Source organism: Fructobacillus apis (genome assembly GCF_023893635.1).
GTDB lineage: Bacteria > Bacillota > Bacilli > Lactobacillales > Lactobacillaceae > Fructobacillus > Fructobacillus apis.
In genome coordinates, this window is sequence record NZ_JAMWYK010000004.1 from 16,567 (window position 1) to 29,640 (window position 13,074).

Sequence of the window (13,074 nt, forward strand, 5' to 3'; positions counted from 1 at the left end):
GGCATATGTTAGTACAACCAAGACCAGACGACGAAAAGACCATCATGGGTCTCTTCTCATTGGTACCTGAGTTGAAGGACTTCAACCACTTAAACCAGGTCGTAAGCGATTATGAAAAAGAGGGGCATTTCCTCTACTTCTTCCAAGATGAAGTTCAAGATCCCATTACCGGTTTACTCGGCTATGAGACCTACAAGGAAAACATCCTCTTGGTACGTCGCATTATTGTGACGCCTGGTTCGCCGAAGAAGGCGACGCAATCACAGATGTTAACGGACTTGCAGGAACAAAATCCTGACAAGACGTTAATGGGGACGCTCGAGACCCAGACGGCCATTGATAAGTGGAGAAAGCACTATTAGTAACACTGATTTAACAATTAAAATCACGGACTTCGAAGGTCCTTTGGATTTGCTTTTGCACTTGATTAAAAAGCACGAGATGGATATCTTGGCTTTACCAATCGCTGAAGTGACGGAGCAGTACCTTTCCTTCATCAAGGAACAACAGGCCATGCAATTAGACGTGGCGGCTGAGTACTTGGTGATGGCCGCCAAGCTCATTCGGATTAAGTCAAACGACCTCTTGCCACAGCCAGAGATTGAAGAAGAGCTTGATGACGAAGAAGGCTTGGATCCAAAGGAAGAGTTGATTAACCGTTTGCTCGTGTACCAACGCTTCCAGCAGGCAACCGAATTCTTCGACGACCGCCAGGAAGTGGGGATGCAGTCCTTTGGACGTCCCGCTTTGGTGGATGAGACACCAGACGATGAGAAGCGCCTGGTCTTAGCACCGGGGCTTTCACTAGTGGACTTGCAGTTGGCCTTTGACAACGTGGTGGCCCGTCAGAAGGACTTAGTGCCAAAGACGCGTCAGGTCCATTCCGAGTCTTACACGATTGGGGACGGAATCAAGGCCATCAAATCAAAGCTGGCGGTGTTGCCAAGGGAGTCGTCTTTGACTTTTACAGAACTCTTTGACGGCGTCTTTGGAGCAGAACGATTGGTGATGACCTTCCTCGGCCTCTTAGAAATGGCCAAGAGCAAGGAACTGTCCATCTGGCAGGCATCTTTAACAGACGAGATTTTAATTAAAGCGGTGAACCATGAAGACGATTTCGCAAATTGAAGCCCTGCTCTTTGTCGCAGGAGAAGACGGTCTCTCAACCGCCGAATTAGCTAAATTAACCGGCCTCGAAAAGGGGGCCATTCCTGCCTTAGTCGATGAACTCTGGCAGCAATTGAATGACAGTGACCGCCCGTTGACGATTCGTTCTGCGGACGGACGCTACGTGCTGGTGACCAAGCCGGCATACGGCAAGTTGGTTTCGTCATACTTTGACCTGCCCGTTAACACGAAGTTAACCCAACCACAGTTGGAGACATTGGTCATCGTGGCCTACCAGCAGCCCATCACACGAGTTGAGATTGATCAGATTCGTGGGGTGCGCTCAGCCGGTACCTTGCAGAAGCTGATGCTCCACCAGTTGATCGAACCGGTCGGACGAAAAGAAGAAGTCGGCCGTCCCATCCTGTATGGCACGACCACGGACTTCTTGGACTACTTCGGCTTAGGCTCATTGGACGAGCTGCCTGAGTTGCCTGACATCAAGGACGTTATCTTGTCCGAAGACCAGCAACAAGAAGTGGCCCTCTTTGACGAGATTGACGAAGACGGGGATGTCGCTGACCAGGAAGCTGCCGAAGCGGCGGTTGGTGCCGTTGACAAGACGTCCATATCAGAGGACGCTGTCCAAGCAGTGGACGGGGATGAAGCAGACAAAGCAGTCGGTGAGGAACTCACGGAAGAAGATTAAAGAAAAACGCTAAAAACGCTAAAAACGGTAAAGGAAGAAACGATGGAAGAAAAAGCAGAACGCTTACAAAAAGTCATCGCCCAGGCTGGGGTTGCTTCCCGCCGGGCGGCTGAACAGTTGATTTTGGAAGGCCGTGTGGCCGTCAATGGTGAACAAGTGTCAAAGCTTGGAACCAAAGTGACGTCCCGTGATGAGGTCAAAGTGGATGGCGTCCCATTGGACGGGGATGAAAAGAAGGTTTACTACCTGCTGAACAAGCCTCGCGGCGTTGTTACGACGGCCTCGGATGACAAGGGCCGCACAACGGTTGTGGACGTGTTGGATGACGTTGACGCCCGCGTTTATCCCGTTGGCCGTTTGGACTACGACACCACCGGTGCCTTGATCATGACAAATGACGGTGAGTTGGCCAACCAACTCATGCACCCGAAGGGAAAGGTCGACAAGGTTTATACCGCAAAGGTGAAGGGGATTGCCACCATGGAAGCCCTTGCGCCATTGAAGCGTGGTGTGGTGATTAAGGGAAAGAAGACCGCTCCAGCCCGCGTTGCCATCGAAAAGGTGGACACGGACAAGAAGGTCTCCTTTGTCACAATTACGATTCACGAAGGTCGGAACCACCAGGTGAAGGACATGTTGCAAAAGGTCGGACTGCCAGTTGAAAAGCTGCGTCGTGACCGCTACGCCTTCTTGGATTTGGTGGGCTTGCAGCCGGGTGCCTACCGTGATTTGAAGCACGATGAAATCAAGCGCTTGAAGGCGGGGGATTACCGCTTCTTGCGTCGTAAGTAAACGAATAAAAAAGAGTAGCGGATGCTACTCTTTTTTTGTGCTTGAGTGCCTCTTTTGATTGTTCACTTGAAAAATTCCTTGCCTTTTTTTATCAAAGTGCTAAACTAAAAAATGTTCAATATGAACACAAACTTCGGGGTCGGGTGCAAGTCCCAACCGGCGGTAATTCAGCTTGACTGATAAGCCCGTGACCTGCTTTTGCAGTTGATTTGGTGAGAATCCAAAGCCGACCGTACAGTCGGGTATGAAGAAGTTTAAAGACAGCTTTTTTAGGCTGGCCTTTATTTTGCCCCGCGTGAAAGCAAAGGTCATTTTTTTTGGCCTAAAAAGGAGAATAATATGAATATTCACGCGACAAAACGTCTCACGGTGCTTTCGGTGTTAACGGCAATTTCCTTTGTCTTAACGATTTTTCCGAAGGTGGCCTTACTCCCAGGAGCTTCATTTTTGAAGCTCGACTTTTCCATCGTGCCCATCTTCTTGGCCTTAGCCTGGTACGGACTTGGTTCCGCAACCATGGTCTTACTGGTTCGCACGCTCTTAAAGGTCATCCTCTTTAACGAAGGGGTGAACACGTACATCGGAATGCCAGTTAACTTTTTCGTTGCTTGGTCCTTTCTCTTCATGTACGTCTTGATCGTTAACAGCCCAATGGTTAAGAACTGGAACGAATTGGCAAAGGAAGGGGCGGGGCTGCTTGCTTCTGTCATCTTTATGACCATCGTTGCCGTTGTTGTGAACGTTATCTGGGCCATTCCGCTCTACGCATCCTTTGCCCATTTTGACATCGCCAAGTTCATCGGAATCAAGCCTTACTTGCTTGGTATGGTTTTGCCATTCAACCTCGTGCAGGGGATCATCTGGTACTTGGCTTGCCAGGTGGTCGTCAAAGCATTGGCACCTTTTAAGAAAAGTTATCGAGCTTAAGAAAAGGTTATCAATTTCTCTTGTTCATTCGTGTTAGACTAAAAATACGAAGGAATTGGAGGCATTATCCCAATGAATAACGATGGAGCAGTTCTTTCCCGCAAAAACCGTTTTGAAGGTTCAAAGCAGGGAAATGAAAACCAAACAAACAATGGAAACCACGGTGGCTTGTTAGTCTTCTTGGTCTTCGTTTCACTCTTCTTACTGGCATCAGCGCCGGTTTACGGAATGGTTCGAAACCAACCAAAGTTGACCCAGGAAACAAAGACAAGTTCATCTTCGAAGTCTGATTCAAAGAAGGCTACGAAGTCCGCAACGTCAAACGATGATGAAGAAGCGGCATCTTCTTCAGAAGCTAGCTCATCTTCATCAGCTCAAGCAGCTCAGCAAGACGCGGCTGCTGCCGATGCCAACACTGCGGTGTTGGGCGCTAACCAGACGTTGTACAACTTCGCCGTGACCCATAACACAAACGCCCAAGCAGTCATCAACTTGAACCCAGGTTTGACGACGCAAAACTACTCACAGTATGCTGGGCAATCACTGAAGATCAAATAATAGGAAGTAACGTTTTTATGACTAACCCCGCTTTTTTCCAAGTTGCCATTGATGGTCCAGCCTCAGCTGGAAAGTCAACGATTGCTAAGATTTTAGCTTCAAACCTCCACTACGTATACGTGGACACTGGAGCAATGTACCGTGCGATCACCGTAGCTGCGAAGAAGGCGGGGCTTTCTTATGAAGACGAAGCCGGTATCACTGCCTTACTTCCAAGCACAACAATTGAATTTAAGCCTGGCAATCCCGTTCAAAAAGTCTTTTTGAACGGTGAAGAGGCGACGGAAGAAATTCGCTCAACGGAAATCACGAATAACGTTTCCTTGGTTTCTTCTTACGCAGCGGTTCGTTCCGACATGGTCGACAAGCAGCGGCAAATGACGGAAGAAAATCCCGTTATCATGGATGGTCGTGACATTGGAACGACCGTCTTGCCAGATGCTCAAGTGAAAATTTTCCTTGTTGCTTCTGTCTCTGAACGAGCAGAACGCCGTTACAAGGAAAACAAGGAAAAGGGCATGGACGTCGACCTTGAAACCTTAAAGAAGGAAATCGAAGCGCGTGATTACAAGGATTCTCACCGTGAGATTTCACCTTTGACGAAGGCTTCAGACGCCGTTGAAGTCGACACCACTGGTATGTCTATTGACGAAGTGGTTAACACCATTCAAGACTTGATTCAAAAGCAACAGTAAAAGCTGTTGCTTTTTTCTTTGCTTATTGGGGGTGTTTCCTGCTAGAATAGTAGTAATAAGTCGGTAGGAATCAATAATTATGTCTGCATAGCTCAATAAGAGTGGTGGATGGCTTTTGACTTTTTCAAATGTTTTACTATGAAAAGTCGGCAAGCTCTGATAAAATACCCTTATAAGTGTAAATGTAGGAGGACGTTTGACGTCATGAGTGATACAAACAGCGAATTACTAGCAGCTCTAGAAAGTGCTGATCAAATTAAGGTAGGCGATGTCGTAACTGGAGAAGTTTTGGCAATCGACAACGATAACCAAGCCGTTATCGGTTTGCATACCGGTGAAGAAGGAGTTGTGCCAGCGCGTGAGTACTCTGACGATCGTAGCGTTAACTTGGCCGACGACTTGAAGGTTGGAGACTCAATCGAAACGGTTGTTGTTTCTAACGTTACGTCAGACAAGGAAGGGGTTGCATACCTCTTGTCAAAGAAGCGTTTGGAAGCCCGCAAGGCATGGGAAAAGCTCTCATTTGCTGAAGGTGATGTTGTTGACGCCACTGTATTGAACGCCGTACGCGGTGGTTTGATCGTTGACGTTGCTGGTATCCGCGGATTCGTTCCAGCTTCAATGGTTGCAGAACGCTTTGTTTCAGACTTGGGTCAATTCAAGGGCCAAGACATCAAGGCAGAAGTAATCGAAATCGACCCAGCCAAGGCACGGTTGATCTTGTCTCGTAAGGCTGTTGCTGCACAAGAACGTGCAGAAAAGTTGCAAGAAGCATTCTCACGCCTTACGGTTGGCGAAGTTGTCGAAGGTACAGTTGCTCGTTTGACTGACTTCGGTGCATTCGTTGACTTGGGTGGTGTTGATGGATTGGTTCACGTTTCTGAAATCTCACACGACCGTGTGAAGGACCCAGCTGACGTATTGTCAAAGGGTGACAAGGTTAACGTTAAGATCTTGGCCTTGGACACTGAACGTGGACGTATTTCATTGTCAATTAAGGCAACTCAACCAGGACCTTGGGACGAAGTTGCTGAAAAGGCACCTGCTGGTACTGTTCTTGAAGGAACGGTTAAGCGCGTGAAGGACTTTGGAGCATTCGTTGAAATCTTCCCTGGTATCGAAGGATTGGTTCACGTTTCTCAAATCTCACACAAGCGTGTTGAAAACCCAGGTGACGTTTTGAAGTCAGGTGACAAGGTGAAGGTACAAGTCTTGGACGTTAAGCCACAAGAAGAACGTATCTCATTGTCAATGAAGGCTTTGGAAGAAAAGCCAGCTAACAAGCAAGAAGATAACGACAACGCAAACGGTGCATCACGTGCCGACGTTGCCGCTTACCAACAAGACGATGAAGGTGCCGCTACTTTGGGTGACATCTTCGGCGACAAGTTGTAAGATCACATAAAAAGGCTGGCTTGCCAGTCTTTTTTTATTGTAAAGAAAGGAGCAGTTCTTATGGCAGCACCAATAGTAGCTGTTGTTGGCCGACCAAACGTCGGTAAATCAACTCTCTTTAACCGAATCGTAGGGGAACGCATGGCCATTGTCGAAGACATGCCTGGTGTAACCCGAGACCGTTTATATGCAAAGGCAGAATGGTTGAACTATGACTTCCGTGTCATCGATACCGGAGGTTTGGAAATGGGAAACGCCCCATTTTTGACTGAAATTCGTGGCCAAGTTGAATTGGCCATTGATGAAGCCGATGTCATCGTCATGGTTGTTTCTGGACGAGAAGGAATGACGGCTGATGATCAAGCCGTCGCCAACCTTTTGTACGGAACGGATAAGCCGGTTGTTTTGGCCGTTAACAAGGTCGATAACCCCGAAATGCGTGCGGACATCTACGACTTCTATTCCCTTGGGTTAGGCGACCCATACCCAGTTTCTGGTTCCCACGGAATCGGATTGGGTGACGTCTTGGATCAAGTGGTGAAGCACTTCCCAGACGAAGCCGCTGTTCAAGATGATGACGCCGTTCGATTCTCCATTATTGGTCGTCCAAACGTTGGAAAGTCATCCATCGTTAACGCCATTTTGGGTGAAAAGCGAATGATCGTTTCTGACGTGGAAGGAACTACTCGTGACGCCATCGATACGCGTTTCATGACCCCGGAAGGGGACGAATTCGTGATGGTCGATACGGCGGGAATCCGGAAGCGTGGTAAGGTCTACGAAAACACGGAGAAGTACTCCGTTATGCGCGCTATGAAGGCCATTGACGACTCTGAAGTTGTTTTAATGGTATTAGACGCAGAGACCGGAATTCGTGACCAAGACACGCACGTTGCCGGTTATGCGCATGATGCGGGTAAGGCCGTGGTCATTGTCGTGAATAAGTGGGATGCTATCGAAAAGGATACGCACACCATGCACGACTTCGAAAACGTCGTACGTGACCGCTTTAAGTTCTTGGATTACGCGCCAATCATCTTTGTTTCGGCAAAGACGAAGCAACGTTTGGATCGTTTACCAGACTTGATTTTGGCCGTTAACGAGAATCACAGCAAGCGTGTGTCATCCTCAATGTTGAACGACGTCTTGATGGATGCCTTGGCAACCAACCCAGCGCCGTCTGATAACGGGCGCCGTTTGCGCGTTTACTACGCCACACAGGTTGCTGTACAGCCACCAACGATTGTTGTTTTCGTAAACGACGTCGAATTGATGCACTTTTCTTACCAACGATTCCTGGAAAACCAAATCCGATCCGCTTTTGACTTTTCAGGGACGCCAATAAAGCTGATTATCCGGCAACGGAAGTGATTTTCTGTAATATTTGATACATATAATGTTTCAAATGTTAAATTATGGGGAATTGCTACACATTTTAATTTAGTTGTGCTAAGCTTGTCGTATGGAAGTTGCTACGGTAGCTTTTCCAGCCCACCGACGATTGTCACGCCGTGGGTATTCTAAATTAATTTTTTGCAAGGAGAAAAGGAATGGCAAACAAGCAAGAATTGATCGATTCAGTCGCAATGAAGACTGGTTTAACTAAGAAGGATGCTGACAAGGCTGTTGCAGCCGTATTGTCATCAATCGAAGACGCTTTGAAGAAGGGCGAAAAGGTTCAATTGATTGGTTTTGGTAACTTCGAAGTACGTGAACGTGCAGCCCGCAAGGGACGCAACCCACAAACTAAGGAAGAAATCCAAATTCCTGCATCAAAGGTTCCTGCATTCAAGCCTGGTAAGGCTTTGAAGGATGCTGTAAAGTAAACCTTTTAAAAGACACCTCTTCAGGTGTCTTTTTTTTGCCGAAAAAAGTTATCGAAAGAATGAGCAAAGATTATTGGTCATTTTATCCGAATATTTTTGATAAACAACGGGTTTTAGCGCTTTTTTAAAGCGCTTTTTATTTTTTCAAAAAACATCGTGAATTCGTTGACATGGGTGTTTTGCATTGTATAATTGAAATAGAACTGTAACATAACGGAGCAACAAAGGAGTTTCTCATGAAAGTAGCAATTATTGGTGCCACCCACGCTGGAGTATTCTCAGCTAAGCAAATTAAGGCTGAACATCCTGACGCCGAAATTCACGTCTTTGAAAAGAACGACACGGTTTCTTTCCTTTCTTGTGGAATCGCACTTTGGATTGGTGATCACGTTTCATCCCCAAACAAGATGTTCTACGAATCACCAGAATCAATGGCCAAGCAGGGCATTACGATGCACATGAACACGGAAGTGTTGGAAGCCAAGTTGGCTGACAAGCACTTGGTCTACAAGGACCTTGCCTCAGGCGAAGAAACGGCCGCTGACTTCGACAAGATTGTCATCACGACTGGATCAAAGGCCATCAAGCCAAACTTGCCAGGAATCAACTCAGACCGTGTCTTTGACTCGAAGAACTGGCAAAACGCCAACGACTTGAAGAAGGTGACCCCTGAAATCAAGTCTGCCATTGTGATTGGAGCCGGATACATCGGTGCCGAATTGGCGGAACAATTGTCAGTTAACGGTAAGAAGGTGACGTTGATTGATGGTTTGGACCGTGTCTTGGCTAAGAACACGTCCGAAGAATTCTCATCAGTCTTCCAGGAAGCCTACGAAAAGAATGGCGTACAGCTTGAATTGAACCAAATGGTTTCATCTTTTGAAGACACTGAAAACGGTGTGAAGGTAAAGACGGACAAGGGTGAATACGAAGCCGACATCGCCATCTTGGGAATTGGTTTCTTGCCAAACACTGGTTTGTTCCAAGGACAAGTCGACATGTTGAAGAACGGGGCCATCGAAACAAACGAATACATGGAAACGTCAGTTCCTGGTGTGTTCGCCGCTGGAGACGCCGCTACGGTCTTCTACAACCCAACGCAAAAGTACGACTACATCCCATTGGCAACGAACGCCGTTCGCCAGGGTGTCTTGGTTGGTAAGAACATCGAAAAGAACACGGTGGCTTACCAAGGTACGCAAGCAACGTCAGCCGTTGAATTGTACGAATTGGCCTACGCTGCAACTGGTTTGACGAAGGAATCAGCTGCTATCAAGGGTGTTGATGCGGAATCAGTGACGATCGAAGAAGACTACCGTCCTGACTTCATGTTGACGACGACGCCTGTGAAGGCTTCCTTGACTTGGGAAAAGGGTACGCGCCGGATCGTTGGTGGAGCCTTCATGTCAAAGCACGACATCTCACAGGCTGCTAACGTGGTCTCATTGGCTATCGAAAACAAGATGACGATTGACCAATTGGCGATGACGGACTTCTTCTTCCAGCCAAACTTCGGTCAACCAATCAACTATGTTTCTTCAGTTGCCATGGCTGCCCAAGCAAAAGCAAATTAATTTATAAAAACAAAAAGAGCCTCGCTTCAAACGCGAGGCTTTTTTTTTACAACGTGATACCGGCGATTTAAACGCTTTTTCCAACTGTTCATTAAATAAATTTCATAAAAGTGTTGCATTATGAGAAATAGATGATATAGTTAATAACAAGTTAATATTCAAAAACATTTTTAGGAAGTAGTAGTCTTCAACTTGTTGCACAGTGAAGTGTTGGTTAGTGAGAAACACAGGACAAGCAAGACGAACGTCGCCTATTGGTGCATGTGAGAAAAACCATGCTGGGTGCTCCCATTAACGAGCTGACGATTAGTAGTTTTGATCGAATAAGAGAGGTATGCTTTTTGGCGTACAAACTAGGTGGTACCGCGTGCAAACGTCCTTTAGTCATTTTGACTAAAGGGCGTTTTTTTTGTTATTAGCGAAAAGAAAAAGGAGAAGGAAGATGAAAAGGAAAGTAGGATTAGCACTCGCAACGTTGCTGGTGTTTACGATGTCACTGTTTGCTGGAAGCACAAAGGTTTCGGCAGACGACAATAGTTTGCAGAAGGTAAAGGAAGCAGGTGTGTTGAAAGTCGCCACTTCACCGGATTACCCACCGTTTGAATCTGAGGCAACCATCAAGGGAAAGAAACAAGATGTCGGATTAGACATCGACGTTGCCAAACAAATTGCGGATGACCTCGGCGTGAAGCTTGAAATCAAGAACATGGACTTCGGTTCCGTGCTTGCAGCCATTCAGACTGGAAAGGCTGATATTGCCATTGCCGCCTTGTCACCAACCGCCGAAAGACGTCAATCCGTTGATTTCTCAAACATTTACTACACGGGTGGGCAAACCTTTTTGATTAATAAAAAGGATGTCGCCAAGTACAAGACGGCTAAGAGCCTACACGGTAAGAAGATTGGGGCACAGACGGGTTCTCTTCAGAACACGTTGGCCCAGAAGTACTTCGAAGACAGCGCCGTTTCAAGCATGGACAAGAACCCTGACTTGATCTTCGCTCTTCAAAACCAAAAGATTGATGCCGTTGGACTCGAAAAGCCAGTGGCTCAAGCCTACGTTGCGCACAACAAGAACCTTGCCATGATTGACGCCGGTTATGAAGACGATGCGGACGAAAGTGGAAAGGCGATTGCCGCACCGAAGGGTTCTAGTTCATTAATCATGGCCATTAACCAAAGCATCGACAAGATTACGAAGAACAAGTTGACGGACCAATACTTAAAGGCAGCGGGGGAACACCTCGACGAAGGAGCCGAGGACAACTCCATGCTGAAGTACTGGAAGGATTTCTACAACGGTTTCCTGAACACTTCATTGATTGCGCTATTGGCGGTTATCTTTGGAATTATGCTCGGTATCCTCTTGGTGCTGATGAAGTTGTCTGCTTGGAAGCTTCTTTCTTGGCCAGCAACGGCGTACATCGAAATCGTTCGTGGAACGCCGATGATGGTTCAGGTGCTTCTGGTGTACTTCGGATTGGGCGCCGTCTTTAACCTTTCAGCGCTTGTTGCTGGAACAATCGCCGTTGCCTTGAACTCAGCTGCCTACGTGGCCGAAATCATCCGTGGTGGAATCAACAGTCTGGATAAGGGGCAAACGGAAGCAGCAAAGAGCATCGGCCTTTCAAAGGTTGATACCATGCGCTTTGTCATCCTGCCACAGGCCTTTAAGAACATCTGGCCATCACTTGGTAACGAGTTCATCTCCGTCTTGAAGGAAAGCTCCATTGTTTCCATCATCGGAGTCACGGATTTGATTTACCAGCTGAACGTGGTACGTGCCAATACCTACCGTGCGGTTGCACCAATCGTCGTGGTGATGGTGATTTACTTCCTCATGACCTTTACGTTAACCCGTGTCTTGAATTACTTTGAAAGGAAAATGAACAATGCCTAAAACGACCATTGAATTACAAAACGTGCAAAAAGCCTACAAAGGAAACCTCGTCTTACGCGGCGTGAGTGGGAAAATTGAAGAGGGGAAAACCTTGGCCATTATTGGTCCTTCCGGTTCTGGAAAGTCAACGCTCTTGAAAGCCATTAACCAGTTGGAGAAGCCAACGTCAGGTAGCGTGCTATTCGATGGTCAAGACCTTGTCAAAGCCTCTAATAAAGAATTGCAGCACCTTGGCGAATCCATTGGAATGGTCTTTCAAAGCTTCAATCTTTTTGAAAATCAAACGGTCTTAAAAAACGTGACACTCGGTCTAATTCGCGTTAAGAAGATGGGTGAAAAGGAAGCGGAAGAACTTGCCCACACCTATTTACAAAAGGTTGGCATGGACGCCAAGGCTAAGGCCTATCCTTCAGCACTCTCTGGTGGTCAAAAACAGCGGGTGGCGATTGCCCGTGCGTTGGCCATGAAGCCGAAGGTGTTACTGTTTGACGAACCAACATCAGCACTGGATCCAGAAAACGTTGGGGAAGTGTTGAAGGTGATTTCGGAGTTGGCCGAAGAACACATGTCCATGGTTGTCGTGACACACGAAATGAACTTTGCCAAAAAAATTGCGGATAAAGTTTGGTTCATGCAAGACGGTCAACTGATTGAAGAAAACGATCCAAATGCCATTTTCGAACAACCGAAGGAAGCTGAAACGAAGCACTTCATCGAACAAGTAATCATCGATTAATACGAGTTGAAAAAAGTCATTATTCCAAATGAATATCATGAATTTTAGAAAAAGCGCTTGCTAAATACGAAATTACCAGCTAATATAAAACTCGTATTTAATTGCATACAGAACTGGGGTACCTTTTTGGTTGAGATAACACCCATTGAACCTGTCCGGTTAACACCGACGTAGGGAGTTCGCACAATAACGCTTTTTAGCGACCGCTTGTGTTAGACTCCGTCTAATGCAGGCGGTTTTTTATTGCGATCAATGGTTCCCCTTCAAAAAAAGGAGGATAGCATGAAAAATACAGTTTGGAAATTGAAAGACGTCATCTTGTTGGCGTTGATTGGAATCATCTTCTCGGTGGTTTACTTTATTCTGGCGCCCTTGTGCCAGTTCTTGACGGGTGGGCTAGCAGCCGTTGGTTTGCAGCCCTTCAGTTATGACATCACCTGGGGTGCTTGGATGATGGCCGCACCGCTCGCTTCTTACATTTTGAAGAAGCCGGGTGCCGGATTCTTGGCTGAAGTCATCGGGGCTGCTGGTGAAATGTTCTTGGGTAGTTATTGGGGTGTTTCAGCGCTTATCTCTGGTGTCATTCAGGGAATCGCCTCAGAACTTGGATTCACCCTCACGCTCTACAAGAACTACAACTTGGGGCTTTGGCTCTCAACTTTGACCGGGACGGTTGTGACTTTTACATGGAGCTTAATCAGCATGGGTTATGCCAGCTACGGCTTTTTCATGCTCGTGATGCTCTTCATCGTTCGTTACCTGTCCATGCTCTTCTTCGGTGGGGTTTTGGTTTATGGTATCCAACGTTTACTTGACCGTTCGAAGTTCCTTTCAAGAGGAGAAGAAGAGGAGTAA

14 protein-coding genes and 2 riboswitches are annotated in these 13,074 nt (G+C 46.9%); all 14 genes read left to right on the forward strand.

Features of this window, described 5'->3' with window-relative positions:
- Positions 1 to 5: 5 nt before the first annotated feature.
- Positions 6 to 362: a riboflavin biosynthesis protein RibT gene (locus tag NFX39_RS04290; protein ID WP_252443342.1), complete on the forward strand. Its 357-nt coding sequence runs from the start codon at positions 6 to 8 to the stop codon at positions 360 to 362.
- Positions 337 to 1,128, forward strand: coding sequence for a segregation and condensation protein A (locus tag NFX39_RS04295; RefSeq protein ID WP_252443344.1), 792 nt, complete (start codon positions 337 to 339; stop codon positions 1,126 to 1,128). Before NFX39_RS04290 ends, NFX39_RS04295 begins: the two co-directional genes overlap by 26 nt.
- The gene (gene scpB / locus NFX39_RS04300; RefSeq protein ID WP_252443346.1) at positions 1,106 to 1,816 is read left to right on the forward strand and encodes an SMC-Scp complex subunit ScpB; all 711 of its coding nucleotides are present in this window, start codon (positions 1,106 to 1,108) and stop codon (positions 1,814 to 1,816) included. The genes NFX39_RS04295 and scpB overlap by 23 nt, the downstream gene beginning before the upstream one ends.
- A 42-nt stretch (positions 1,817 to 1,858) precedes the next feature.
- Positions 1,859 to 2,608, forward strand: a complete 750-nt coding sequence (locus NFX39_RS04305) for a pseudouridine synthase (RefSeq protein WP_252443348.1) — start codon at positions 1,859 to 1,861, stop codon at positions 2,606 to 2,608.
- Positions 2,609 to 2,733: 125 nt separating this feature from the next.
- A riboswitch (FMN riboswitch) is annotated at positions 2,734 to 2,867 on the forward strand.
- An 80-nt stretch (positions 2,868 to 2,947) separates the two neighbouring features.
- The gene (locus NFX39_RS04310; RefSeq protein WP_252443350.1) at positions 2,948 to 3,535 is read left to right on the forward strand and encodes an ECF transporter S component; all 588 of its coding nucleotides are present in this window, start codon (positions 2,948 to 2,950) and stop codon (positions 3,533 to 3,535) included.
- A gap of 72 nt (positions 3,536 to 3,607) precedes the next feature.
- Entirely contained in the window at positions 3,608 to 4,093 is a 486-nt protein-coding gene (locus tag NFX39_RS04315) for a peptidoglycan-binding protein LysM (RefSeq protein WP_252443352.1), read from the forward strand.
- Between the two features lie 17 nt (positions 4,094 to 4,110).
- Entirely contained in the window at positions 4,111 to 4,788 is a 678-nt protein-coding gene (cmk, locus tag NFX39_RS04320; protein WP_252443354.1) for a (d)CMP kinase, read from the forward strand.
- A gap of 204 nt (positions 4,789 to 4,992) precedes the next feature.
- Entirely contained in the window at positions 4,993 to 6,183 is a 1,191-nt protein-coding gene (gene rpsA / locus NFX39_RS04325; protein ID WP_252443356.1) for a 30S ribosomal protein S1, read from the forward strand.
- 60 nt (positions 6,184 to 6,243) lie between these two features.
- Positions 6,244 to 7,554: a ribosome biogenesis GTPase Der gene (gene der, locus NFX39_RS04330; RefSeq protein WP_252443358.1), complete on the forward strand. Its 1,311-nt coding sequence runs from the start codon at positions 6,244 to 6,246 to the stop codon at positions 7,552 to 7,554.
- Positions 7,555 to 7,733: 179 nt separating this feature from the next.
- On the forward strand, positions 7,734 to 8,009 hold the full coding sequence (locus NFX39_RS04335) for an HU family DNA-binding protein (protein WP_047974521.1): 276 nt from the start codon (positions 7,734 to 7,736) through the stop codon (positions 8,007 to 8,009).
- Between the two features lie 236 nt (positions 8,010 to 8,245).
- Complete coding sequence (locus tag NFX39_RS04340; RefSeq protein ID WP_252443360.1) at positions 8,246 to 9,583, forward strand: FAD-dependent oxidoreductase; 1,338 nt, start codon at positions 8,246 to 8,248, stop codon at positions 9,581 to 9,583.
- 442 nt (positions 9,584 to 10,025) lie between these two features.
- Entirely contained in the window at positions 10,026 to 11,483 is a 1,458-nt protein-coding gene (locus tag NFX39_RS04345) for an ABC transporter substrate-binding protein/permease (RefSeq protein WP_252443362.1), read from the forward strand.
- Entirely contained in the window at positions 11,476 to 12,219 is a 744-nt protein-coding gene (locus tag NFX39_RS04350; RefSeq protein WP_252443364.1) for an amino acid ABC transporter ATP-binding protein, read from the forward strand. Before NFX39_RS04345 ends, NFX39_RS04350 begins: the two co-directional genes overlap by 8 nt.
- A gap of 104 nt (positions 12,220 to 12,323) precedes the next feature.
- A riboswitch (TPP riboswitch) is annotated at positions 12,324 to 12,413 on the forward strand.
- Between the two features lie 88 nt (positions 12,414 to 12,501).
- Entirely contained in the window at positions 12,502 to 13,074 is a 573-nt protein-coding gene (locus NFX39_RS04355; protein WP_252443366.1) for an ECF transporter S component, read from the forward strand.